Raw genomic sequence first — 26,358 nt, forward strand, 5'->3', positions numbered from 1 at the left:
TAATCAGAAGTGTTTGTATTGATTTATCAACCCAAAAGTAAAGCATGAAATGTATTATACCATTGCTGGTTTTTATTGTTATTTCTTTGGAAGCCAATGCGCAGGATCCTGAGCAGCAGCCAACAGGCGACCATCAGCCCACCCTGCAGGTAAGATCGAACAGGATATACGGTAAACTGGTAGATGAAAACTCGGGCAAAGGTATAGAAGCCGCTTCCGTACAATTGTACCTGGCACACAAAGACAGTTTATACGAAGGAATGCTCACCAAAAGCAACGGCAATTTCAGTTTTTCTAATATTTCAACTGCATATGGTTATAAGCTGATCATCTCCGCATTGGGATATGAACCTTTTGAGCAAATCATTGCCGCTTCACCGGGAGAAAACGGGCGGTTTGAGAAAGACCTGGGTAATATTGCGCTTCATCCCGCTATCAAACAACTGGCAGATATAACAATAACGGCTACCCGGCCGGCGCTGGAAATGAATATAGACCGCAAAGTATTTAATGTGGACAAAAGCTTAACGGCTACAGGCGGTACGGCCGTTGATGTAATGAAAAATATTCCTTCGGTTTCTGTTGATATTGACGGTAATGTGGAACTGCGCAACAGCACGCCCCAGATATTTGTAGACGGCAGACCAACTATTCTTACTTTAGACCAGATACCTGCCGATCATATTGAAAAAGTGGAACTGATTACCAACCCATCGGCTAAATTCGATGCCTCTACTTCGGGAGGGATCATTAACGTGGTATTGAAAAAAGAAAAACGCTTTGGGTTAAATGGAATTGTAAGCACTTCTGTTGGCGTACCCCGTGTACTCAACGGAAATCTCAGTCTTAACCTTCGCCAGGGTAAATTGAATTTTTTCATGAGCGGTGGTTACAACCAGTCTGGCGGAAAGGCCAAGGGGAAAACCCTGCGGGAAAACAAACCGGGTGGCGTTACAAAGGACTATTTCAACCAGTATTCCGTTAACACCCGTTTTCGGAAATTCAGCTCCATTAATTTTGGTTTTGATTATTTTATGGATAACCGTAATACCTTTTCCATAACGCAGCGCTTCGGTGGCGGAAACTCAAAAAGTGATGAAGTGCAGGAACAGGAATACCTCAACAGCAGCAAAGTACTAGCATATTATGGCAACCGTGTGGGCGACAGCCGCTGGGGATTTAACCGCAACAGTACCCGGGCCAGTTATAAACATACTTTTCCGCAGGAAGGCCGGGAACTTACTGCTGATATTACCTATAACTATGGCAAAGGCAGTTCTAATTCAACTATTCTTAACCGTTATTTTTATCCTGATGGCTCAATATACAAACCGTCTGCTACAGTTAATAATGACGGAAGAAACAATAACAACCAGGTTACTTTTGAAGCCAATTATCTTCATCCCATAGGGGAGAACGCAAAATTTGAAACGGGATTAAGAGCCTATTTTAACGATTATAAAAGCTACTTCAATGTTTTTGGGTACGATAACGGCCAGGAAACAAAACTGCCTTTAAGTAATAATTACAAATACACCGAAAATATAAATGCTGTATACGGTACCTATTCACAAAAAATGGGAACCTTCTCTTTCCAGGCAGGATTAAGAGCCGAGTATTCTAAATTTGACGGACTACTAATTGACAATGCGTTTAAGTTTGGTTATCAGTATCCCAAATCGCTCAGCAATATATGGAATGCTTTATTCCCAAGCCTTTTTCTAACTCAGCGGATCGGGGAGGACGATGAGGTGCAGGTTAATTTTTCGAGGAGGATCAGGCGGCCCAATTTCTGGCAGTTGAATCCTTATATAGAAATCAACGATCCGGTTAACCTGCGGCAGGGTAACCCGCAGTTGCAACCTGAATTTATTAATTCGTTTGAGTTCAACTACAGCAAAGGTTTTAAAGGCGGCAACCTGTTAGGCGTTTTGTACTGGAGAAATAACCCGAACGATATTACACAATACAGCGATACCATAACAGCCGCCCAGTATGAGCAACTGCAAAATGCGGCGGTAGACCCCAATGCCATCCTGAATACCTGGGTAAATGCCAGCACCACCAACAGGTACGGCGCCGAGTTTACGCTGCAATATAAAGCGGGTACCAATTTTGATATTACGCCCAGCATTAACCTGCAATACCGGAAAGTAAATGCCCGTATCAATGATATTGATCTGAGCAACAAAGGTTTCAACTGGGACGCGAGGCTCACCGCCAACTACAAAATTAAAACAGATAAAAAACCGGTGTTCAATAACCTGGCTTTCCAGGTCATGGGCAATTATGAGTCGCCGCGTGTAATACCGCAGGGTAAAATGCTTTCCGAATTCAGTGTTGACTTTGCCATACGTAAAGACCTTTTGAAGAATAACAGGGGTACCATTACTTTCGGCATCAACGATGTGTTTAATACCCGCCGCTGGGGAACCATTTATGATACGGAAAACTTTTACCAGGATGCTTACAGGAGATGGAACGTAAGAAACTTCCGGCTCTCATTCAGTTATAAATTTGGTAAAGCCGATTTCTCTTTACTGAACCGCAACAACCGCGGTGGCGGAGGAGATGAGGATTGATGAGGCAGGTGTCAGGTATCAGGACAGTTGAGTAACTCTAATGCCGGGCGGAGTACTCTGTAACTTGTAACCTGCACCCTGTAACCCTCCTGCTTCCATTTTCACATTCCCTATCTCCTGTTTTTAAAAAAGCTTTTGATCAACTGCGCGCATTCTTCCTGCAAAACGTCTTTTACCACAATAGCTTTGGGATGAAATGGCGACAATTGGGGATAGTTACTGAAAGGGGGGCGGCTGATGCTTCCGTTTTTTTCATCAGTGGCGCCAAAAATAATTTTGCCGATCTTACTCCAGTATAATGCGCCTGCACACATCAGGCAGGGTTCCACTGTAATGTAAATCCTGGCCCCGGGTAAATATTTACTGCCCAGGTAATTAAACGCAGCAGTAAGCGCAATCATTTCGGCGTGGGCTGTAGGGTCTTTTAGTTTTTCTACCTGGTTATAACCGCGTCCAATAATGGTATCGTTCATTACTACTACGGCGCCTACAGGTATTTCTTCTTCTTCAAAGGCTTTCCTGGCTTCGTTTATTGCCTGTCGCATAAAATGTATGTCTTCCTGCATAGTATCCGAAATTATAACAATTCCACGGTACTCATTCTTGTTTTTGCAGGTGTTTAAGTATATTCATTTCCCCATCACGGATCCTGATAAAGAAAAAGGAACGGGCATCTTCCATACGAATAATATAAGTGGGAGCGCTATCACTTTTGAATGATTCAATTTCATGAATAAGCATGATCGCATAATCATAATACTCCCGTTTTACCATATCGCGCACTTTAAAGGGTAATTTCTCTTCTGTATATATCTTCAAACTGTTCGTCCAGTTTCCCTGCTTATTGTAATAGGCTGTATAATCTATGCCATTGGCAACATAATGCGCTTTAAATCCTCCATCTTCCATAATCACCCATGACTCGTTATCAACATTATTATACCGGTTCATAAAATCTCTTACAGCCCGGATATTAATGCTGTTTAAATATTGCCTGGATTTTGGATGAGACATTACGGGAGCTGCTTCGGGAACATGGCGGCGGGCAGCGGCGATAGAAAACTTATACAAGTGTTTTCCGGCGGCAGCAAACCGCTGGGCTTTGACGCCAGCAGAAAGTATTAGGAAGATCAGTATTGCCGCAACTGAATAAAAAGCCTTTTGCATAAAACGGAGATTTAAACAATACCATGTTTATATAACCGGATAATTTATTGCATTATGCCACGGTGTCCGCTTTTCTGAATTGCGGTTTAATGTTTTGATTCACCCGGAATAAATTATGCGGATCGTATTTTGCTTTTATTTCCATCAGTCTTTTATAATTGTCGCCATAAGTGGCTGCTATCCTTTCTTCGCCTTCATCCATCATAAAATTTACATAAGCGCCCCCTGCGGAGAAGGGATGCAGCGCGTTCCAGTAATCTTTTGCCCAGTTGATGATCTTTTCTTTATTAGCAGGGTCGCCGTCAATGCCTACTATTACCACGGCATAGTTGGCATCGCGGTAATGCCAGGCAGTATCATTTTTACCAACGCGCGATGCGGCCCCGTTTACCGGGTACATATGCATACTTGAAAGCGGTGTTGGCATGTTATTGCCATATTCCGCATGCAACGCAATGGAGGTGCTGCTCAAGTCTTTTACAAAATCGGCTTTCCAGTACCAGAGCAAACCCGGGGGATACAGCCCATCAAACATGGTTTGCAAAGCAGGCAGGGGCATGAACCCCACAAAATCCAGCGCGGGTGTTTTAAAAGCCCTGATGGGTTGAAACACTTCTTCGGCTTTGCCCGGATCGCCATTATAGCACCATACTATACCGCACATTTTCTTCATATGTAAATGTTCAGGAAATGGCGCGCCGGGAGGAACGGTGAGGAAAGCGAAAAAGCCATTGATATTTTCGGGTGCTTTGGTTATAAAATTATGATACCATTGCATCATCTCTTTTGCATCTTCTATATGCCAGAGCATTGGACCGCCATAAATGGTATGTGCGGGGCTTAATGTAAAAAGAAATGAAACCACTATTCCAAAATTTCCGCCGCCGCCGCGCAAAGCCCAAAACAGGTCGGAATTTTCTTCGGCTGAGGCCTTCACCTGGCTGCCATCTGCCAGAACAACTTCGGCCGCTATAAGATTATCTATAGAAAGACCATATTGACGGGTAAGATGGCCAAGTCCGCCACCCAATGTAAGTCCCGCTACTCCTGTTGTTCCAAAAATGCCCGATGGAACCGCCATCCCTGCTTCGTGTGTAGCGGCATCCATCTCCTTTAATAAACAACCGCTTTCCACAGCTACCGTTTTGCTGGCGTGGTTTATTTTAATCGCTTTCATACCGGAAAGATCAATAACCAGTCCGCCATCGCAAATGCCCAGTCCGCCGGCATTATGCCCCCCGCCTCTTACCGCAAGAAGCATATTGTTTTCTCTTGCAAAGTGTACACAGGCAATAATATCGGCAACATCTGCACATATGCAGATCATAGCAGGGTACTTGTCAATCATACCATTATATACTTTTCGTACGGTATTATACGCCGCATCGGCGGGCTGAACCAGTTTTCCCCGTAAACCGGCTTCGAAAGTGCTGATTATTTCGTTTGTCATCTGGCAATGTTTGAAGCGTTTAATGATGTGTATAATCTTTTTCAAAATTATTGAGCAGTAATGCCGTGCTGTTTGCTTAAAGGCTCAAAAATTTGTTCCACAGGTTCAATTTGGGGAATGCAGGGGTAAGCTGGCGCTGGTAAGATAATATTGCAGAGAGGGATAATGGATACGATCACAAAAGTAAGCGGACAACCTGCCAAACAATAGCAATTATTGTTCAAAGAATAGCAATATCTGATCATTTTGCAGGTGCATATATATTTAGCATGCATTTATTTTAGTAAAGCACGATGGTGTGCAGCCGAATTTTTCAGAAAAGCATTTGGTAAAATAGGAGGGGCTGCTGAAACCGGTTTGATAGGCGATTTCAGCGATCTTTGTTTTTTCCTGTTTCAGCAATATTGTGGCTTTATTCATACGCAGGTCAAGCATAAAATGATGGGGAGACCTTCCGGTTAGGGCTATGATTTTCCGGTAGAGCTGCGGCCGGCTTATACAAATTTCGCTGCTGATGCTATTAAGATTGAAATACTGATCTGCGAGCCTGTATTCGGCAATACGCATCAGGCTGGATAAAAATCTTTCTTCTTTTATGGTAAGCCATTTCACCTCAGTGCTACCTGGTAAAAGTTGCTCCTTCCGGCAATAGTTTTTTGCAAGTGCAGAAATTAATATCCCGTTATCGCGCACTGCCAGGCTCAGGTAATGTGCCAGTTTGATGGCCTCATAAAAAAGGTTGCCCTCCGCTGCCGGGGGCTGTATTAGGCTTACCCCAATTTTTAAAACGATTTCCGGAAGTTGTGCCTGGGATTGTATAAATCTTTGCCGGATTTGAATGGCGCATTGTACCGCCAGTGCCGCATCGTTAAACACGCCCATAAGGCTGTCATCAGTTTCCCATTTAAGTTCCTTTCCCTGAAAAGCGGCTATATTGTTCATGACGAGCTCCTTTGCCCGGTAAAGAGGGGGTAGTAGCAGGGAATGCTTTTTTGAACGGGTAATATCTTTTATGGAATACACCATGGCAGCCAGAATACCCCTGTAGCCGGGGCCGGCTGTTTCATTACCGGGATGTATATAGCCACAACCCGGTATAAGGTCTTTAGCCGCCGGTTCTTCATAAATGCCGGGGCGCGGAGTTGCAGACTTACAGGCGTTAACCATATCATGCTTTTATAAAGTGAGGCAAAGCACCTGTTAAGATACGAATTACTGATTATAATCTAAAGGTTATGCACCGCTTTACTTATTTTTGTAAAGTATACATCTTTTCACAGGCAAACCTGGTAATATATGAGTATGCTCCGGTCATCTTTTAATCTTTTTCAACCGATTGCTATTGGTTGCGATCACGCCGGGTTTGTATACAAAGAAGAAATTGTTGCTCAACTGAAAGCGGAGGGTTTTCAATTGCAGGATTTTGGAACACATTCTAAAGAGTCGGTTGATTACCCCGATTTTGCCCACCCTGTGGCTAATGCTGTTGAACAGGAAGAAGCAGCATTTGGCATTCTTTTATGCGGCAGCGGTAATGGTGTGGCCATAACTGCCAACAAACACCAGCACATACGTGCAGCTATTTGCTGGAGCGTAACCGTATCAAAGCTGGCGAGGCAGCATAACGATGCCAACATTATTTGTATACCCGGCCGCTTTGTATCTGTTGAGCTTGCCCTCGAAATGATATGGAAGTTCATTCAAACAGAGTTTGAAGGCGGACGCCATGCGATGAGAGTGGATAAAATAGCCTGTGTGTAATTCCGTTTACTTTACCATTTATCATAACAATCATACGCCCAAATGTAATTTTCCATTATGTTTGGGCATATTTATTTCAAAAGACCGTAGTATGAAAAAATTATTCCTGTTGTTGCTTGTTTTATCCGCCCTTGCGGGCCGCGCTCAGCGATATGCCAACCCCAAGCCCTTTGCGAAAGATATTACTGTTGAAGATTTGCAAAGGCATTTATACATTATTGCGGGAGCCGAAATGGAAGGCAGGGAAACAGCTACGGAAGGACAACGAAAAGCCGCCGCCTATATTGAAAATGAATTCAAATTGCTGGGGCTGGCGCCCGGGAATAAAAATAGCTACGAGATGTATTTCCCGGTATATGCCGACTCTTTACAACAGCTTGCTTTATCCATAAATGACACGGGATTTATAGCCGGCCGGGATTTCTCGGTTAATCTTGCAGATAACCATCCTGCAGGCTTCCGTTTTTCGGAAGTTGTTTTTGCAGGATACGGACTAAGCGATACAGCACGCGATGACTACGAAGGACTGGATGTAAAAGGGAAATTAGTGATGGTGTGGTCTGAAGATGTGGCAGGCAATATTCCGGCAGGTAGCCGCAGGGGATTTAGCGGTTTTACACAGCAAATGGCTGCCATGAAAAATGGCGCCGCGGCGCTTTTAATTATTACTAAAAATATTATTCCCGCGGTAGTAAAAGGCAGTATGTATGTAAACGCATACCACAAAACACAAGGCATTACTACTTTTTATATCAGCGAAAACCTGGCGGAGAAAATAATGGGGCCGGGCTATACGGCTCAGAAAGCTGCCGCTATGCCACAGGTGTATACGGCCAATATAGCGCTCAGCTTTAATAAAACAATGGTGACCATGCAAAGCAGTAATGTGCTGGGTATTTTAGAAGGAAGCGATTTAAAAGACGAATACGTAATACTAACGGCACATTATGATCACCTGGGGAAAAAGGATGGCATCATATGGTATGGTGCTGATGATGATGGCTCGGGTACCGTAACCATACTGGAACTGGCAAAAGTATTTACAAAAGCAAAAGCGGCTGGTAAAGGCCCCCGGAGAAGCATTGTGTTTATGACGGTAAGTGGTGAAGAAAAAGGTTTATGGGGATCCGATTACTATTCATCACATCCGGCCCTGCCTTTGGAAAAAACCACGGTAAACTTAAATATTGATATGATCGGACGTATAGATCCCAGCCGTAAGCACGGAAATTCTGCTAATTACATTTATATAGTAGGTGATGATAAACTGAGCTCAGACCTGAAGCCTATTAGTGAGGCTGTTAATAAAAAATACAGTAAACTGGAGCTGGATTACAAATACAATGACCCCAAAGACCCGGAAAGGATATACTACCGCAGTGATCACTATAACTTTGCTAAAAAAGGTGTGCCTGTTATATTTTACTTTAGTGGCTTGCATCCCGACTATCATGAACCATCCGATACGCCGGACAAGATCAATTACCGCCTGCTGCAAAAAAGAGCGCAACTGGTATTTTTTACCGCGTGGGATATGGCTAACAGGAATGATATGTTGAAGCGTGATATTCCTTTACGATAGAAAGAATAAAACCGCAGCCGGGTAATGCGCGGGATCATGATATGAAAATATATAAATAACCGATATTTGTAAATAATTGTGTTAAAACAGTCGGGGATTCTTTTGGGGGTACAGCGTTTTTGCGTTATTTTGTTTTAAAAATGAATGGGAAAGCGCAACAACCCTCCCCTGCCTGCCGGCAGGCAGGCTCCTCTCTCCGGACAACATGTACCATACTGGAAAATGGATGAAAATAAAACCAGGAATACTATTTTAGATGCATTATGCCTGCTGATTGCAGGTGAAATTATTGCTATATTGGCCAGCAATAATTTTTCCTGGGCGGTTACTATTGCCACGGCAGTTGAAGCAGGCTTTTTTATTATACTCGCGTTTTTAGCCAGGAAAAACCCTTACCCCTCAATCCTGTCTGCGCTGGTTTTGTTTATCATTATTTCTATTATTTCGGCAGCACTTAAACCCACCTACCTTGGCGGCAGTATTATCATTAAAATTTTCATCCTCATTTACCTGGTTCGGGCTATATCTGATGCGCGGGAATTGCAGGCTTTTAAAAAAGGAAGGTTCAAAAAATAAGAACAAGTTCGGTTGGGGTTTACCGGCTGTTATATGAACAGGCTATGTCAGCATAACCGCCGCTTCTTCATCAATCATCACTATACTATTGCTGTGCTGCCGTATAATGCTTGCCGGTAGCGCATTGGTTATTTCACCTTCGAGCGCTTTTTGTATGATTGCGGCTTTTTTATTTCCATTGGCAAGGAGTAATACTTTTTTACTTTCCAAAAGATGTTTTAATCCAAGTGTAATACCCTGGCTGAGTTCTGTGGCTTCTTTAAAATATTTTTGTCCAACAGCAGTAGTGGTTTCATCTAAGGGGGCTATATGTGAATACAGGTCAAAAGAAATGCCCGGTTCATTAAACCCAATATGTCCGTTCATTCCAACGCCAACCAGCATCAGGTCAATGCCGCCATTTTCAAAGATCACACTGTCCATTGCGGCGCATTCCTGAGCAAGGTTTTCGGATAAGGCGTTGAACAAATGGATATGTGAAGCGGAAAAGTGCAGGTGCTTAAACACTTCGTTGCGGAAAAAAAAGGCGCAGCTCCCTTCATTATCCGGGGGGATGCCCACCCATTCATCTAACCCGATAAAAGTGCAGGATGAAAAATCAACATTTTCCGCTTTTGCTTTTTGTACCAGCAGTTGGCAGGTAAGCAATGGCGTACTTCCCGAAGGCAGGCACAATACGGCATCCGGCTTATGTTTTACCAGTGAAATAATTTCATTTGCCGCCTGTTGCGATAAGGCGTTATAGTCTTTAAAAATGATAAGCTGCATCCTGTAAAGGTATCAACGATCGGTTGAAAAGAACCGTCTGGCAGGCTTTATTTTCTTATTTTGCCATTTATTCTAACGTAGAAATCTGCCTGGAAAAGTGACTGGTCTGAAGAGCTGGAAATGCATCGCTATACGAAGTTTCAAACTTCGTTTCTGTTATGTTCTCCCGGGACTTTGTCCCGCAAAATACAGCTATACAAAAAGGCTGATCCTCCCGAACCGGCCTTTCAAAAAAATGTTATCTGCTTTTATGCTTCCTGCACGCTCAGCTTTTTGGATTGCTTTTTACGTTCCTCATCATCTAATATTACCTTGCGCATACGGATATGGCCGGGGGTAACTTCAATACATTCATCGTGCTGGATATATTCCATACATTCTTCGAGCGACATCATTGTTTTTGGCGCTATGCGTGTTGCATCATCGGTACCACTGGCACGGTGATTGGTAAGCTTTTTTGCTTCCGTAGCATTTACTACCAGGTCGCCCGGTTTAATATGTTCTGCAATAATTTGTCCTGCATATACTTCTTCTCCGGGATCTACAAAAAAGGTTCCGCGATCCTGCAATTTATCAATGGAATAACCGGTAGTTTTATCCTGGTTCTTCGACAACAGCACACCGTTATTCCTGCCCGGAATAGGGCCTTTCCAGGGTTTGTATTCGTTGAAACGATGCGCCATTACAGCTTCACCTGTAGTAGCCGTTAAGAGTTGGGTGCGTAACCCTATCAGTCCACGGGAAGGGATATCAAACTCAAGGTGTTGCATATTACCTTTTGTTTCCATTACCAGCATCTCGCCTTTGCGGCGTGATACCAGGTCAATGGCCTTGCTTGCAAATGCTTCAGGAACATCTACCACTAATATCTCGTAAGGTTCACATTTTTTGCCATCAATCGTTTTTACAATTACCTGCGGCTGTCCTACTGTTAACTCATATCCTTCCCTGCGCATAGTTTCTATTAATATACCCAGGTGCAATATACCGCGGCCATATACCATAAAACTGTCGCCATTATCATTATCCAGCACTTTAAGCGCCAGGTTTTTTTCTGTTTCTTTCATCAGCCTGTCGCGCAGGTGCCTGCTGGTCACAAATTTTCCATCTTTGCCAAAGAAGGGGGAATTATTAATACTGAACAGCATGTTCATAGTAGGCTCATCCACGCTGATCACCGGTAACGCTTCCGGAACTTCCGCATCTGCGATCGTATCGCCGATATTAAAGCCCTCCAGTCCTACCACTGCACAAATATCACCTGCTATTACTTCCGTAACTTTTTTCTTTCCCAGCGATTCAAAAACATAAAGCTCTTTTACTCTCGACTTTTTGATGGAACCATCTGCCTGCACCAGTGCAAAAGGCTGACCTTCCTTAATGCTGCCACGGGTAACCTTACCCACGGCTATGCGCCCCAGAAAGGAAGAGTAATCTAATGAAGTGATCTGCATCTGCAGCGGTCCTTCGTTTACCTTAGGTTCGGGTACGTACTTTAAAATACCATCTAATAAAGGAGTGATATCTTCAGAAGGTGTTAAGGAATCATTGAACCAGCCGTTCTTACCGGAGCCGTAAAATGTAGGAAAATCAAGTTGCGCTTCGGTGGCATCTAAGTTAAAGAACAATTCAAACACCGCGTCATGTACTTCATCGGGACGGCAGTTCGGCTTGTCTACTTTATTAATGATGACCATGGGCCGCAGGTTCAGTTGCAGGGCTTTTTGCAATACGAAGCGGGTTTGTGGCATGGGGCCTTCAAACGCATCTACCAATAATAGTACGCCATCGGCCATTTTTAATACCCTTTCCACCTCCCCGCCAAAATCAGAGTGACCGGGGGTATCAATTACATTAATTTTTACGCCTTTATAGATAACCGAAGCATTCTTACTAAAAATAGTAATACCTCTTTCTCTTTCCAGGTCGTTATTATCCATGATCAGTTCGCCGCTTTCCTGGTTAGACCGGAATACATTGGTTTGATGTAATATCTTATCAACCAGTGTGGTTTTACCGTGGTCAACGTGAGCGATGATGGCTATGTTTCTTATCTGCATTTTATAAATTCTTTAACTCAGCCTTTGGAAATCAGCAACGCCCATAAAGGCTGTATAAGACACCTAAAGCCAAATGGCTATTTTTTTGAGGGTGCAAAGCTACAACAAATCCACGGGAGCGCAATCGTTTAGCGTTTAATTATTGTTATTTTAGCATCCTAACCATCTTCCAACTGCGGATACCTGGAATAATAGGATTAAAAAGCCTGCTTAACGGGCTTCCATACAGATTACATCTTATTGATACCGGTTATTCAATATCCCCCGCGTTTATCTGCGAAATTTGCCGGAAACATAACCCGGAAATATATAGTTATTATAATAGTGGAAGCTCAAATTTCAAACTCGTTCCCGCTGTTACCTGATACCTGAATTGCTTTTTACCTCTATATTTGCCAAACGAAATTGTTGTGAGCTTTTATATAAGCTCCTGACTATCTTGAAGTTCCCGCATTAGTAAAGATTTAATATACCGGCTTTGTATCATATACCTGATCCGGGTACGATATATGCTAAGAAAGCAGGCTTTAAGCGTGGAATAGTTTGCCGGTTGCAAAAATAAATTTGTGACCGAGGTGGCGAAGCTGTGAAGAATGTGGAAGTGTGGGAAATGTGGAGAATGTGGAAATGAGGAGGCAAGTTGCAGGCTGCAGGGAGGAAGCGCCTAAAACAGGTACAGATGGTTCATTCCCACGGAGGGCAGGCTGGCAATGACAGGTACAATTCAAATCCGGGATGGGTACACACTACTGACAACTGACTTCTCACCATTTAAGTATTTATCCTGGCATTAGCAATTACTGCACTGATAGCTGATTGACGGCTGACAGCCGCAAATCTAAAATAACAATCTTCTACCTTCCGCCATTCACTAATCATGAACAACAACACTAAAAAATGGTACGCCATATATACTAAGCCCAGGTGGGAAAAAAAAGTATATGCCCTGTTGCAGGAGCAGGAAATAGCGGCCTACTGCCCCTTGAATAAAGTAAGGAAAAAATGGAGCGACCGCTATAAAATTGTGCATGAACCCCTGTTTAAATCGTATGTTTTTGTGCAGGTGGAGGAAAATGAAATGACGAAAGTAAGAATGGTGGGCGGCGTGGTGAACTTCGTGTACTGGAACGGTAAACCCGCCATTATAAAAGATGAAGAGATTCACATCATCAGGAAGTTTTTAAATGAACATGAACATGTAGAAGCCGAGCCCTTGCAGTTTATGCCTAACCAGCGGGTAAAGATTATGAGCGGCGTACTCATGGACAAGGAGGGTATCGTAATCCGGTCGGATAAAAACAAAGTACAGGTAGTATTAGAAAGTCTTGGCTTTAGGTTAACCGCCAGGCTGAGCAGTAATGAAATAAGGCCGGTGTGAAAGGTAAAGACAGACAAAAGTAAAATCCAGGAGAAATATAAAGCATCAAAAGGCAAATAACAAGCGCCAAATAAATCTTAAATCCTTACAAAACCATACTAACCGTTTAAAATGACTGTAAAACAGGTATATATTGTAGTAGGAACGCGCCCCAATTTTATAAAAGTTACCCAGTTTAAAAAAGCAGCCGAAGCATATAAAAATATCCAGATCAGCATTATACATACCGGACAGCATTATGACGCCAAAATGGCCGATGTGTTTTTTGATCAGTTTGAGCTTGTTCCCGACTATTTCCTGAACATACCGCCCGGCTCTCCCAACAGCCAGACAGCGGAAATTATGCTGCGCTTAGAAAAACTATTCCGGGAAAACGGCGTCCCCCACCTGCTGATGGTGGTGGGAGATGTTAATTCTACCCTGGCAGCCGCGCTTGCGGGCTATAAATTAAACATCCCGGTTGCCCATTTGGAAAGTGGTCTCAGGAGCTTCGACAGAACGATGCCGGAAGAGATCAACAGGATACTTACCGATGAGATCAGCGATTATTTTTTTGTTACGGAACAAAGCGGGATAGATAACCTGGATAGAGAGGGCAAACCAAAGAACAACCTATTTTTTGTGGGCAATACCATGATTGATACCCTGGTGGCTTTCAAAACTAAAATAGATAAATGCGCCATAACTGATGAGCTGGGTATTACAGCACAAGCCTTTGCCCTCATGACCATGCACCGGCCGGCTACTGTAGATAATAAGGCAGGCTTAACCCAACTGCTTTCCATTATAGAAAATATAACCGGGCATTATAAGCTGGTATTTCCCATTCACCCGCGAACGCTGAAAAACCTGTCTAATTTTGGACTGATAGACATGTTTACCACCAATAAAAACATTATTACCACCCCGCCCTTAGATTATTTTTCATTTCAAAAGCTTATTACCTCTGCAGCATTTGTGATAACAGACAGCGGGGGCATACAGGAGGAAACCACTTTTATTCAAAAGCCCTGCTTAACGCTGCGGCCCAATACGGAACGGCCGGTTACCTGCACTTCGGGTACCAACACCCTCGTACCCTTTGATACAGCGAGTATTGCCGGGTTCATAACCGCTATCCGCAACGGGCAGTATAAAACCGGTAAAATCCCCGATTTGTGGGATGGCAAATCATCAGACCGCATTGTAAAAATATTGGCAGATATTTTATAAACGTATAAAGCCAGGAGCAGGAAGAAGGGATAGTTGAGCGGTGAAAGAAGTAGTATTTTCTGCTTAGTACTTGCTCACCTGATACCCGACAGCCCCAAACAACAATATCCGCAATTACCATACGTTAATTCTTTTTTGCAATTACCTGTGCAGTACATTATTATAAATACCGGCGAATGACTATCCATAACTTCATTAATAAAGTAGTAACCCGGGTCGCCCCGGGAATACTGGCGTTGTGCTTACTGCTGTTTTCGTGCCGCACCACCAGGCCGGTGCAATACCTGCAGGGACCTATTGATACCGCCGCGCTCAGCCAGATTAACCTGCCGGAGCCGCTGATACAGAAAGGTGATCTGATAGGCATTACCATATACAGCGACAATCCCGAAGCTACGGCTGTATTTAACCAGCAAATGAATACCACGCTGGCCGCCGGCGCCGCTTCCGGTGCAGGTGCAGCTACCGGCACAACAGGATCCGCTCCCCAAAGCATGCCCGGCTATTTGGTAGATGCCAACGGAAATATCCGCTTCCAGTTGCTGGGTGAGCTGCATGTGGAAGGACTGACTAAAGCGGGATTGGAAGATATGCTCAGGGAAAAATTAACCAAATACCTCATGAACCCTTATTGCAATATCCGTTTTTTGAACTATAAGTTTACCATGTTGGGTGAGGTTGCCAAACAGGGTGTTTATTCGGTACCGGGCGAAAAAATAAATATACTGGAAGCCCTGGGTATGGCCGGAGATATTACCTTATATGGCTTGAAAGACAGCATTATGGTAGTAAGGGAAACCAATGGCAAAAGAAGCTTCGGCAATTTGGATGTAAGCAAACCGGATATATTTGCTTCTCCTTACTATTACCTGCAGCAAAACGATATCGTAATTGTAAAGGCTAATCCTAAAAAGCCTGATATATCTGAACAGGAGTCTTCCCGTAATTTCGCAAGGGCGGCTACTATTTCCACCATTCTGATTTCCCTTACTTTAGTATTTATCCAAATTTTTCGCTGAGTATAATATAGAACTTGCAGAAAACGTATTTTAAATGCAGCTTTTCATTGACCCCTAAACGAACGAATAAAATACATGCTTGACAAATACGATACGGGTTTTGAAACTGCGCCTGCCGCAAAGGAATTTAATTTAAAAGAACTTATTTTCAAATACCTGCGGTATTTACCCCTGGTAGTGGTTTGTATACTGCTTGCGCTGGTATTGGCATTCATAAAAATAAGGTACGAAACGCCTATTTATAATGTAAGCGGTTCTTTATTTATTAATAAACAAACCAAAAGTGGCGGAGGTGGCGGTGAGAGCCTTGAAGACATGTTCCTGTTTTCCAATAATGTAAATCTTAAAAATGAATTAGAGATATTAAAGTCGCGCCCCCTGGTGCAGCGGGTGGTAAAGAACCTTGACTTGCAGATAAGCTATTTTAATAAGGGCAAAGTAAGGTCTTCCAATATATATGGTTCTGCCCCGGTAGCATTAGAGATCATTACGCTCAAAGATTCTTCCCGCTCCTTTGCATTTGAAATTGAGGCAACCGACAAGCAGTTTAAGTTTCAGCATACAAATGGGCATTTTGAATACAATAAAATATTTGAAAACAATGTTGGGATTTTTCGTTTAAAGCGTTTATCCGATCGCTCATTCAACGCTTTCAGCAGTAATGTATTTATCATCTCTTATTCACCATTGGCAAGAGCTACCACCGCATTGGCATCGTCTATTAGTACGGCTCAAACCATTGACCAGGCCACCATTTTGGATATTTCCATTGAAACGGATAATATACCCTATGGTAAGGATGTAATCAATGAGCTGATGAAGGAATACGGTAAAATGAACGTGGAAGATAAGCGCCAGATATCAAGAGTAACCATGCAGTTTATTGACGAACGTTTAGATACCATTAAAAATGAGCTGGGCGATGTGGAAAGCGGCCTCCTCCGCTTTCGTGAAAAAAATAACGTCATTGACCTGGGTACACAATCGCAGCTATATTACGATAATTTTGCCGAGAGCAATAAGCAACTGGTTACCCAGCAGGTGCAGATCGGTGTGGTAGATTATTTATTGCAATACCTCAATGATCCATCCAATCAATACAAGATCGTGCCCACTGATCTGGGCATACAGGAGTCAACTTTGTTGCCACTGCTTAGTCAGTATAACGCTTTGCAGTTACAGCGCAATAATCTTGTACAAACAACGGGGCCTTCCAACACCGCATTGCTTACCGTAAACGCTACCCTGGCAAAATTGCGGGAACAGATCCAGGAAGCGCTGAAGAATGTAAAAGAAGCGTATAAAATTACGGCTAATAAAATGCAGGAGCAGATCAGCCGCTCCCAGTCGGGTATTAAAACGGTGCCTTCCAAAGCAAAGGGCCTTTTGGATATAGAACGCCAGCAAAAAATAAAGCAGGATCTCTATTTGTTTTTACTGCAAAAGCGGGAAGAAGCGGCTATTTCTGCCGCCGCTACCGTAGCCAGTTCCAGCCCGCTGGAAGAGGCTTCCGCTTCGGGCGCGCCGGTAAAGCCCAATAAAAAAAGCATTTACCTGCTGGCGCTTTTTGCCGGGATACTGGTTCCGGCTGCTATTGCGGCACTTATTGAATTATTGAAGGATAAAATACTGGAGCGGGAAGAAGTTATCAAACAAACCCAGGCGCCCATAATTGGTGAAATAGGCCATGCAGAGGACGAAACCCTGGTAGTGAAGGCTGGGAGCAGAACGGTGGTGGCCGAACAGTTCCGCATCATGCGCACCAATGTGCAATACCTGATCAATAAAATAGCCAGGCCTGTAATACTGATTACCTCTTCCGTAAGCGGCGAAGGCAAATCTTTTGTGGCCACCAATTATGGCGCAGCAATGGCGTTAACGGGCAAAAAAACAGTGGTCCTTGAATTTGATATCCGTAAGCCCCGCCTGTTAAAAGGGCTTGATATGCAGGCTACAAAGGGCTTGAGCAATTTTATTATAGGTAAGGCAACGCTGGAAGATATCCTTCAGCCAGTGGCTGAATTTCCCGGCCTATATGTTATAGGCTGCGGACCTGTGCCGCCCAACCCCTCGGAATTATTATTAGATAAGCAGGTGGGAAAATTATTTGAGGAGTTAAAATCACGTTTCGAGTTTATTATTATTGACACGGCCCCGGTTGGGTTGGTAAGCGATGCTTTTACGCTCAGCACCTTTGCCGATGCCAGCCTCTATATTGTTCGGCAGGGCTACACCCTTAAGCGGCAATTGAGTTTGGTGGAAGACGTATACCAGCAAAAAAGACTGCCCAATATGGGGCTGGTGATAAATGACATTAAAACCCAGGGACGTTACAAGGGATATTACGGATATGGCGGCGGAAGCTACTATGGGTATGGCTATGGATACGGGTATGCCCAGGCTGGAGACTACTTTGAAGTTAATAAAAGGACCAGTAGAAATTGGTGGTACAAATGGATAAAAAAAAGGTAGTTGTAGTAGCCCGCCCCTTTTCAATATCTTTTTGGAGAGGTATACATTTTCAAACCCAAATCAGCAAATGGAAGAACTTATAATAGAAGCGGGCAGAACGGAAAAAAAATATTGGAAAGACCTTTGGCGTTACCGCGAATTATTTTATATATTAAGCTGGCGCGACATAAAAGTAAGGTATAAGCAAACAGTTATTGGCGCGGCCTGGAGCATTATTCGCCCTTTGCTTACTATGATCGTTTTTACTGTAATATTCAGTCGTGTCGCCAAAATGCCAGCGGGTTTAGACGCCCCATATGCTATACTGGTTTATGCCGGTATGCTACCCTGGACGTTTTTCTCTTCTTCGCTTTCAGAAGCCAGTGGCAGCCTTATAGGTAATACCAATCTTATTTCAAAAGTATACTTTCCTCGCCTTATTATACCCGCTGCTACGGTAATAACCAGCCTGGTGGATTTTGCCATTTCATTTGTGTTGATGCTGGGTTTGTTTGTTTGGTATCAATACTCACCTGGTTGGCAAATGTTATTATTACCCCTATTCCTCCTTCTTGCTTTTATTGCTAGCCTAGGCATCGGGTTGTACTTAACAGCAATGAATGTAAAATTTCGTGACTTCCGGTACATCGTACCTTTTATTGTACAGTTCGGATTGTATATCAGCCCGGTCGGATTTAACAGTAATAATATTCCTGAAAAATGGCGATTGCTGTATGCACTTAATCCTATGGTTGGGGTGATAGATGGCTTTCGCTGGTGTTTGCTTAATGGTCAGCAACATTTGTACTGGGATACAATGTTGATTTCCTTAAGTGTTTCTCTTATATTCCTTTGGATAGGTATACGCCAATTCAGGAAAATGGAAAAATCCTTTGCGGATCTTATCTAATCAATATTTTAATATTAATGAGTGATACCATAATTAAAGTCGAAAATCTGAGTAAAAAATTCATCATTGGGCATCAGCGTGCAGAACGCTATACGGCACTCCGGGATGTAATAGTGAATAATGTAACGGGGGTGTTCAGAAAAACGAGTGAATTGATAAAAGGCAATGCCATAGTAGAGGGCGTTACCGAAGATTTTTGGGCACTAAAGGATATTAGTTTTGAAGTAAAACAAGGGGATCGTGTAGGCATTATTGGACGCAACGGTGCGGGCAAAAGTACATTATTAAAAATATTAAGCAGAATTACGGAACCTACTGCCGGGCGCATTATATTAAAGGGACGTATTGCCAGTTTGCTGGAAGTAGGAACGGGTTTTCATCCCGAATTAACAGGTCGTGAAAATATATTTTTGAATGGTGCTATTCTTGGAATGACCAGGGTAGAAATCAGGAGAAAATTCGATGAGATCGTTGACTTTGCAGAGGTGGAGAAATTTCTGGATACACCGGTAAAAAGATACAGCAGCGGCATGTATGTTAGGCTGGCTTTTTCTGTAGCAGCCCATTTGGAACCCGAAATTTTAATAGTAGATGAGGTATTAGCTGTGGGTGATGCGCAGTTTCAAAAAAAATGCCTGGGTAAAATGGAAGATGTCAGCCAAAGCCAGGGACGAACTGTATTGTTTGTGAGCCATAATATGACAGCCATGCAAACCTTATGTAATAAAGGAATTTTGCTGGAAATGGGGGAGCTGAAATACAAGGGATATATGCCTGAAACAATTACCCATTATTTAAAACAATTTACCAGCGGAAAACGAAAGGTAAAATGGGAATTAAACCATGCTCCTGGCAATGCGAATGCAAAGTTTTTAAGTGCGGAAGTAAATGTTATTAACCGATCACAATCATCTGTAGATATATTTGAAACGGGGGATGCCTTTGAGTTTCAATTTGCTTTTTTTAATGAAAAAGAAGGATTAACTGCGCTTGACATTACCTTCCATTTAATGGACGAAATGGGGCGTTTGGTTTTTGTAGGTTCTTCGGGCATTCATAATGCTGCGGTTAAGAATTTTGAAAAGGGAGAAATAAAATTCATTTGCCGTATTCCTGCCGATTTAATTCATGAAGGCAGCTATAATATCAGCCGGTTACTTTTGGTGCAGGATAGAGGAGCCATTAACCTGGAGGTAAAAGATGTTATTCAGTTTGATGTAATAAGTAAACAGGAAGAAAACTTGGGTTGGATGGGTGGAAAAGAGGGGGTTATTAAACCCAAACTTGAATGGATATATTAAAATAATATAGTTTTATTAGAATGATTAATGTTACAAAACCCTTTTTGCCCCCTTTTGACGAATACCAGCAGTACCTGAAGGGCATTTGGGATAGAGCATGGCTTACGAATAATGGGCCCTTGGTAAATGAACTGGAACTTAAACTAAAAGAATACCTGCAAGTGCCACATTTGCTTTTTTTAGCAAATGGTACTATAGCGTTGCAGATTGCAATAAAAGCCTTAGAACTAAATGGTGAAATAATCACCACTCCTTTTAGTTTTGTGGCTACTACCAGCAGCATTGTATGGGAAGGGTGCAAACCCATTTTTGTTGATATAGACCCCGGGAGTTTAAACATTGATCCCCAGAAAATAGAGGCTTCCATAACAAACCAGACAACGGCAATCTTAGCTACCCACGTATATGGCAACCCCTGCGACATAGATGCCATACAGCACATTGCTGATAAACATACACTTAAGGTAATATACGATGCGGCCCATTGCTTTGGAACCACTTACAAAGGCAAATCCGTTTTTGCATACGGGGACGTTAGTACTACCAGTTTTCATGCCACCAAATTGTTTCATACCATAGAAGGAGGGGCCGTATTTACTATGAATGCGGATTTGTTAAAGAAGATGTCTTTCCTGGGTAATTTTGGGTATAATGGCCCTGAAGATTTTGAAGAGGCAGGCATTAATGCTAAAAACAGTGAGTTTCATGCCGCTATGGGCCTTTCAAATCTAAAATATATTTCGAATATTCTCGAGTCACGAAGAGCCCAAAGTCTTCGTTACGATCATTGGCTAAAAGAAAGTGGACTAGCAAGTATTGCTATAAATCCAGAATCTAATTTTAATTACGCCTATTATCCAATTTTATTTTCCGATGAAAAAACGACTTTAAAAATAATAAAGGAACTGGATGGTAATAAGATAAAGCCCCGACGATATTTTTACCCCTCACTTAATACTATAGAAATTTATAAATCAGGCGTACTGCCCGTTAGTGAAGAGATGTCAAAACGAGTATTGTGCCTGCCACTATATCATACGCTTTCGATGGAGGAAATTGATTTTATTTGCCGGATTATTTTAAGGGTGATGGCATATTAAGAAGAAGCTGCCACTATAAAATGCATAAGCCCGATATCAATTAAAATAAACGATTCTTAAAATCCCACAATGAAAGTTGCCATCATGCAGCCTTATTTTTTCCCATACATTGGTTATTTTCAGTTGATCAATGCTGTGGATGAATTTGTAATTTATGATAATATACAATTTACAAAAAAAGGCTGGATCAACAGGAACAGAATTCTGATTAATGGTAAGGATGACTATATAACGCTTCCATTAAAAAAAGACTCAGATTTTCTTCAGGTATATCAAAGATGCCTGGCAGATACCTGGGAATCAGACCGGAAGAAAATGCTTAACCGGATAAAAGAGTCCTATCGTAAGACTCCTTATTTTGACACCGTTTTTCCGGTTATTGAAGAATGTATTTTATTTGAAGATCAGAATCTTTTCAATTTTATTTTGCACTCAGTTCAACAAATCAATGAGTATCTAAACATAAAAACACCGTTAATAACCGCGTCCACAATTCCTATGGATCATGAATTGAAAGCGGAAAGTAAAGTAATTGAAATCTGTAAAAGTCGAAAGGCCAATATATATATTAATCCCAGTGGCGGAGTAGGGCTTTATTCAAAAAATAATTTTGCTGATCATGGTATAATTTTGCAATTTATTAAGTCTATTGATATTGAATATAAACAATTCGACAAAGGTTTTGTTCCCTGGCTTTCAATTATAGATGTAATGATGTTTAATTCAAAAGATCAAATTGCTGATTACTTAGATTCATTTTATACTTTAAACTGATATCGAAACAGTCCGATTTTTCAAAAACCAACAATTATTCGCAAAAATGTTTAAGTGGAAAAAGCTTGGTAGGATTTTTAATCCACAGGATATGAAAGATATACCCTGGTTAAATGAATTTGCACAAGCGCCATCCGTTTTAATTTTTGATGATTTTATTAGAGTATACTTTTCCTGCAGACCATTACCGGATGATAAAGGTCAATATGTAAGCTACACCGCATATATTGACTTGAACAGAACTAATTTATTTGAAATAATAAATATAGCCAAAGAACCCATCCTGAAATTAGGAGACTTGGGAACTTTTGATGAATTTGGTATATATCCTACTTCTGTAATAAGAGATGGCAATGAAGTGGTTGCCTACTATGGTGGATGGACAAGATGTGAATCAGTTCCATTTAATGTTGCTGTCGGACGTGCCATAAGTTATGATAATGGAGAAACCTTTACCAAAAGCGGAAAAGGACCCATCTTGTCTTACAGTATTAATGAACCATTCATAATCAGTGGACCCAAAATCAGGCGATACAATAATTGCTGGCATCTTTGGTACATAGCAGGAAAGAAATGGATTGAAAATAATAACAAACCCGAACCTGTATACAGGATCCGTATGGCATCTTCTGCCGATGGTATAATTTGGGAAAAGAAGGACAGAGATTTGATTAAAACCAAACTGGAGGAAGATGAATGCCAGGCTAGCCCGGATGTTTTTTTTCATAACAATAAATATCACATGTTCTTTTGCTATCGGTATAGTTTAAACTACAGAGGCAAAGAGGGCGGATACCGTATAGGATACGCCAGTTCAGATGACATGGAGACCTGGATAAGAGATGATACTAAGGCTGGCATTGATGTTTCTGAAGAAGGCTGGGATGCTGAAATGATTAGTTATCCGCATGTTTTTGAATTGGATGGAAAAATTTTTATGTTTTACCTCGGTAATCAGGTTGGCAAATATGGATTTGGTTTGGCAGAGTTGGAAGGACAGCTTTAAGAAATACAAATATGAAATGGAAGAAACTGGGAAAAATTTTTGACCCTACACAACACAAATTACCTAATGATTGTTTTGCATTCGCCCAATCTCCTCAAACCCTGGTATTTGATGATTTTGTAAGAATTTATTTTTCTACCAGAAAGAAGGATAGCAACGGGAAATTCCTGAGTTATATTGCTTTCATTGATATGGATAAAAACTTTAAAAGTGTAATTAATATTTCGTCACAAACAGTAATTGAATTGGGCAATCCCGGCACTTTTGATGAACATGGCATTTTCCCTATAAATGTATTGAGGGATGGCAATAAAATATTAGCGTATACCTGCGGTTGGCAGAGAAGAGTATCTGTTTCGGTAGAAACCTCGGTGGGTTTGGCTTATAGCGAAAATAATGGACTTTCATTTCGGAAAATAGGCGATGGACCAATCTTAACTTCGTCATTAAATGAACCCTTTTTAGTTGGTGATGCCTTTGTGGTAAAGTATAACAATATTTTCCACATGTGGTACATTTTTGGTACCAGGTGGATAGAGGCTTCTGATGAAGAACCAGAAGCCAGAATTTATAAAATCGGGCACGCTATATCCCATGATGGGATAGCATGGGAAAAAGAAGGGAGGCAGATAATTAGTGATAAACTTAATGGTGAAGAATGCCAGGCATTGCCAACAGTAATTTACTTCGATAACAGGTATCATATGTTTTTTTGTTTTAGGCAGGCTACTGGATTTCGAAAAAACCCAGCCAGGGGATATAGAATAGGCTATGCGTATTCCGATGATTTAACTAAGTGGATACGGGACGATGATAGTGTTGGAATCAATACTACCGAAGGAAGTTGGGATTCGGATATGTTATGTTATCCCCATGTTTTTGAATGCAATGGGAAAATATATCTGCTGTATAATGGTAATGAATTTGGACGCTATGGTTTTGGGCTTGCGGTTTTGGAAAACAGTGAAACGTCAAAAATTAAGTTTAATTAATTTTAAGCTCAGGTCTTTCAATGCAGGATACTAGTCGAATTGCTTTTACCATTAAACAGGCTTTGGAAGAAGAGATTTACCAGCACCTTTTGAAATGCAGTGATTACTTTTTACCTCCTTTAGCGGAAACGGTAGATATTAAATCGTATGCAAAAAAGATTTTTGAAAATGCCGTAACTTTTGAAGCATGGGTACAAAAAGATTTGATTGCAATGGTAGCGGCTTATATAAATGATGAACAGTGCCGAATGGCTTACATAACAAATGTAAGTGTTGTAAATAGCTATAGTGGTAAGCATATAGCATCGGGGTTATTAAAAAACTGCATTCAATATACTGCAGATAAGAAATTTTCTGAAATCAGACTGAAGGTTTTTATTGATAATATCAGGGCTATTCAGTTATACCAAAAACTAAATTTTGAAAACGTTGAAGTGAAAGGCGAATACTTGATAATGAAATTAGACTTAGATAATGCAGAATGATTAAAATGAATTTTATAGCAATAAAATTTTAAGAATAATATGTCGAATACGCGTAATTATAATAAAGAGCTAAAAGATACAGCCGATCACAAATATGCATATAACTTTGACTTTGATGTAATGCATAAATATATGGTTACATCATTTCAACCTTTTTTCCGGGAAGGAAATTTACTGGAACTGGGCAGTTTTAAAGGAGATTTTACCAAAAGACTTATTCCTTTTTTTAATGATATTACCTGCGTAGAGGCTTCTGATGAAGCTATAAATATTGCCAAAGAAAATATAAAGGATAGGATTACCTATTTTAATTCACTTTTTGAAAAAGTTGAATTACCGTGCAAATATGATAATATTATTTTAACTCATGTACTTGAACATATTGACGATCCTGTTGCTTTGATGAAAAGAATTAATGATGAATGGCTTTCTGATACGGGAAGATTTTTCCTGGTTTGTCCAAATGCAAATGCGCCATCCCGGCAAATTGCTGTAAAAATGGGATTAATAACACATAATGCCGCTATAACACCTGCAGAGAAAGAACATGGGCATAGAATTACTTATACTCTGGATACATTAGAGCGGGATGCCAAAGCTGCAGGCTTGCAAGTAGTACATCGTTCCGGTATTTTCTTTAAGGCCCTGGCAAATTTTCAATGGGACAGGTTACTGAATACGGATATAATTTCACCCGAATACCTTGAGGGTTGTTACCAATTAGGACAGCAGTACCCGGATTTATGTTCGAGTATATTTTTGATGTGTGAAAAAGGCAGGAGCTAATGGATCCGCAAGTTCCCAAAGTGAGTGTATGTTTAATAACGTACAAACACGAATTGTATATAGAGCAGGCCATCGAAAGTATTTTAATGCAGAAGGTAAATTTTGCATGGGAAATAATAATCGCCGATGATTGCTCCCCTGATGGAACGAGAGATATTATTCTCAAGTATCAAAAATTATATCCGGAACTTATCCGGACTGTTTTTCAGCAGGAGAATGTTGGCCCTGGTAAAAACTATGTAGATCTTATCAATGCGGCCCGTGGCACATACATTGCCTATATTGAGGGAGATGATTACTGGTCGGATGAATACAAACTGCAAAAACAGTTTGACTTTATGCAAGTGCATCCTGACTTTTCTTTATGTTACCATAAAATAAAATGGATATACGCCTACGAAGCCCCTCATGATGCTGACGCAGAATCCAATGCTGCTGATCCACCGGTATCCACTATTTATGACGTACTTAAAAAAGGGTGGTTTATACGGTCTTGCTCCATGTTTTTTGTAAACTTCAGGCTCCCTGCCGGCTTTGCCGATTTGTTTATTGGTGACTATCCATTGCATGTGTTGCTGGCTGACAAAGGAAGAATTGGTTTTTTGAATGAATGCATGGGCATATACCGCATTAATGACCAGGGGCTTTCGGAAACTATCTTAACGAGCGCCGATGTAATAAGTCTGAGAAAAAATGTGAAAGATCAAATCTTCATGCTTAAATATTTGGATCGTCAAACAGGATTTAAATATAAAAATTACTTAAATTCAAAAATCGTTGATGAGCTTTATCGCTTACTTTCTTTTACTTTCAAAGCGAGCAAAGTGGTGTTTTTATCGGAGCTCAGAAACGCAATAGCCTCTAACGGAGTAAAATTTATTGCTGCAGGATTTATCAAAAAAGGTTTCTCTAAACTAAAAATGATTAAAAATTAGGTTGCTTCGAAAAGCTACATGTGTTCACATCTGCTTTAAATCGTATGCCTTTTAGCAAATTAT

Annotated in this window: 23 protein-coding genes; 17 read left to right on the forward strand and 6 right to left on the reverse strand. The window is 41.4% G+C overall.

What is annotated here, in order from left to right; all coding sequences use genetic code 11:
• Positions 1-44 precede the first annotated feature (44 nt).
• Complete coding sequence (locus VL121_RS05075) at positions 45-2,582, forward strand: TonB-dependent receptor (protein WP_325402828.1); 2,538 nt, start codon at positions 45-47, stop codon at positions 2,580-2,582.
• A gap of 110 nt (positions 2,583-2,692) precedes the next feature.
• On the opposite strand, the gene VL121_RS05080 is transcribed toward VL121_RS05075, so the two are convergent.
• From VL121_RS05080 to VL121_RS05095, 4 genes are all read right to left on the reverse strand, one after another.
• The gene (locus tag VL121_RS05080; RefSeq protein ID WP_325402830.1) at positions 2,693-3,148 is read right to left on the reverse strand and encodes a nucleoside deaminase; all 456 of its coding nucleotides are present in this window, start codon (positions 3,146-3,148) and stop codon (positions 2,693-2,695) included.
• Positions 3,149-3,179: 31 nt separating this feature from the next.
• Positions 3,180-3,749 carry a hypothetical protein gene (locus VL121_RS05085; protein ID WP_325402831.1) on the reverse strand — a complete coding sequence of 190 codons (570 nt, stop codon included), beginning with the start codon at positions 3,747-3,749 and terminating at the stop codon, positions 3,180-3,182.
• A 52-nt stretch (positions 3,750-3,801) separates the two neighbouring features.
• Positions 3,802-5,199 (reverse strand): FAD-binding oxidoreductase, encoded by a 1,398-nt coding sequence (locus tag VL121_RS05090; RefSeq protein WP_325402832.1) that lies wholly within the window; start codon positions 5,197-5,199, stop codon positions 3,802-3,804.
• Between the two features lie 264 nt (positions 5,200-5,463).
• Positions 5,464-6,366 (reverse strand): helix-turn-helix domain-containing protein, encoded by a 903-nt coding sequence (locus tag VL121_RS05095; RefSeq protein ID WP_325402833.1) that lies wholly within the window; start codon positions 6,364-6,366, stop codon positions 5,464-5,466.
• Positions 6,367-6,495: 129 nt separating this feature from the next.
• Here VL121_RS05095 and rpiB point away from each other — a divergent pair, with 129 nt between their 5' ends.
• The 3 genes from rpiB (at position 6,496) to VL121_RS05110 (ending at position 9,118) form a co-directional block, all read left to right on the forward strand.
• Positions 6,496-6,960, forward strand: a complete 465-nt coding sequence (gene rpiB / locus VL121_RS05100; protein WP_325402834.1) for a ribose 5-phosphate isomerase B — start codon at positions 6,496-6,498, stop codon at positions 6,958-6,960.
• A 91-nt stretch (positions 6,961-7,051) separates the two neighbouring features.
• Entirely contained in the window at positions 7,052-8,542 is a 1,491-nt protein-coding gene (locus tag VL121_RS05105; protein WP_325402835.1) for a M28 family peptidase, read from the forward strand.
• Between the two features lie 144 nt (positions 8,543-8,686).
• Positions 8,687-9,118 (forward strand): hypothetical protein, encoded by a 432-nt coding sequence (locus VL121_RS05110; protein WP_325402837.1) that lies wholly within the window; start codon positions 8,687-8,689, stop codon positions 9,116-9,118.
• Positions 9,119-9,160: 42 nt separating this feature from the next.
• On the opposite strand, the gene VL121_RS05115 is transcribed toward VL121_RS05110, so the two are convergent.
• Together VL121_RS05115 and typA are read right to left on the reverse strand one after the other, a co-directional pair.
• On the reverse strand, positions 9,161-9,886 hold the full coding sequence (locus VL121_RS05115; protein WP_325402839.1) for a 6-phosphogluconolactonase: 726 nt from the start codon (positions 9,884-9,886) through the stop codon (positions 9,161-9,163).
• Between the two features lie 248 nt (positions 9,887-10,134).
• On the reverse strand, positions 10,135-11,946 hold the full coding sequence (typA, locus tag VL121_RS05120; RefSeq protein ID WP_325402841.1) for a translational GTPase TypA: 1,812 nt from the start codon (positions 11,944-11,946) through the stop codon (positions 10,135-10,137).
• Positions 11,947-12,823: 877 nt separating this feature from the next.
• Between typA and nusG the strand changes: the two genes are divergently transcribed.
• The 13 genes from nusG to VL121_RS05185 all read left to right on the forward strand — a co-directional run bounded on the left by nusG (position 12,824) and on the right by VL121_RS05185 (position 26,295).
• The gene (gene nusG, locus VL121_RS05125) at positions 12,824-13,324 is read left to right on the forward strand and encodes a transcription termination/antitermination protein NusG (protein WP_325402843.1); all 501 of its coding nucleotides are present in this window, start codon (positions 12,824-12,826) and stop codon (positions 13,322-13,324) included.
• 111 nt (positions 13,325-13,435) lie between these two features.
• Positions 13,436-14,536 carry a non-hydrolyzing UDP-N-acetylglucosamine 2-epimerase gene (gene wecB / locus VL121_RS05130; RefSeq protein ID WP_325402845.1) on the forward strand — a complete coding sequence of 367 codons (1,101 nt, stop codon included), beginning with the start codon at positions 13,436-13,438 and terminating at the stop codon, positions 14,534-14,536.
• Positions 14,537-14,712: 176 nt separating this feature from the next.
• The gene (locus tag VL121_RS05135) at positions 14,713-15,555 is read left to right on the forward strand and encodes a polysaccharide biosynthesis/export family protein (protein WP_325402847.1); all 843 of its coding nucleotides are present in this window, start codon (positions 14,713-14,715) and stop codon (positions 15,553-15,555) included.
• A gap of 75 nt (positions 15,556-15,630) precedes the next feature.
• Positions 15,631-18,027, forward strand: coding sequence for a GumC family protein (locus VL121_RS05140; protein ID WP_325402849.1), 2,397 nt, complete (start codon positions 15,631-15,633; stop codon positions 18,025-18,027).
• Between the two features lie 67 nt (positions 18,028-18,094).
• The gene (locus tag VL121_RS05145) at positions 18,095-18,916 is read left to right on the forward strand and encodes an ABC transporter permease (protein ID WP_325402851.1); all 822 of its coding nucleotides are present in this window, start codon (positions 18,095-18,097) and stop codon (positions 18,914-18,916) included.
• A gap of 17 nt (positions 18,917-18,933) precedes the next feature.
• A complete protein-coding gene (locus VL121_RS05150) occupies positions 18,934-20,217 on the forward strand; it encodes an ABC transporter ATP-binding protein (RefSeq protein ID WP_325402853.1) in 1,284 nt (427 codons plus the stop codon).
• 20 nt (positions 20,218-20,237) lie between these two features.
• Positions 20,238-21,317: a DegT/DnrJ/EryC1/StrS family aminotransferase gene (locus VL121_RS05155; RefSeq protein WP_325402855.1), complete on the forward strand. Its 1,080-nt coding sequence runs from the start codon at positions 20,238-20,240 to the stop codon at positions 21,315-21,317.
• A 69-nt stretch (positions 21,318-21,386) separates the two neighbouring features.
• The gene (locus tag VL121_RS05160; protein WP_325402857.1) at positions 21,387-22,091 is read left to right on the forward strand and encodes a WbqC family protein; all 705 of its coding nucleotides are present in this window, start codon (positions 21,387-21,389) and stop codon (positions 22,089-22,091) included.
• A 91-nt stretch (positions 22,092-22,182) separates the two neighbouring features.
• On the forward strand, positions 22,183-23,097 hold the full coding sequence (locus tag VL121_RS05165) for a glycoside hydrolase family 32 protein (protein WP_325402859.1): 915 nt from the start codon (positions 22,183-22,185) through the stop codon (positions 23,095-23,097).
• A gap of 11 nt (positions 23,098-23,108) precedes the next feature.
• On the forward strand, positions 23,109-24,089 hold the full coding sequence (locus tag VL121_RS05170) for a glycoside hydrolase family protein (protein ID WP_325402861.1): 981 nt from the start codon (positions 23,109-23,111) through the stop codon (positions 24,087-24,089).
• Positions 24,090-24,151: 62 nt separating this feature from the next.
• Positions 24,152-24,574 carry a GNAT family N-acetyltransferase gene (locus VL121_RS05175; protein ID WP_325402863.1) on the forward strand — a complete coding sequence of 141 codons (423 nt, stop codon included), beginning with the start codon at positions 24,152-24,154 and terminating at the stop codon, positions 24,572-24,574.
• Between the two features lie 39 nt (positions 24,575-24,613).
• A complete protein-coding gene (locus VL121_RS05180) occupies positions 24,614-25,360 on the forward strand; it encodes a class I SAM-dependent methyltransferase (RefSeq protein WP_325402865.1) in 747 nt (248 codons plus the stop codon).
• Positions 25,360-26,295 (forward strand): glycosyltransferase family 2 protein, encoded by a 936-nt coding sequence (locus VL121_RS05185; RefSeq protein WP_325402867.1) that lies wholly within the window; start codon positions 25,360-25,362, stop codon positions 26,293-26,295. The genes VL121_RS05180 and VL121_RS05185 overlap by 1 nt, the downstream gene beginning before the upstream one ends.
• Positions 26,296-26,358: the final 63 nt, after the last annotated feature.

This window comes from Agriterribacter sp., assembly GCF_035497235.1.
Taxonomy (GTDB): Bacteria; Bacteroidota; Bacteroidia; order Chitinophagales; family Chitinophagaceae; genus Agriterribacter.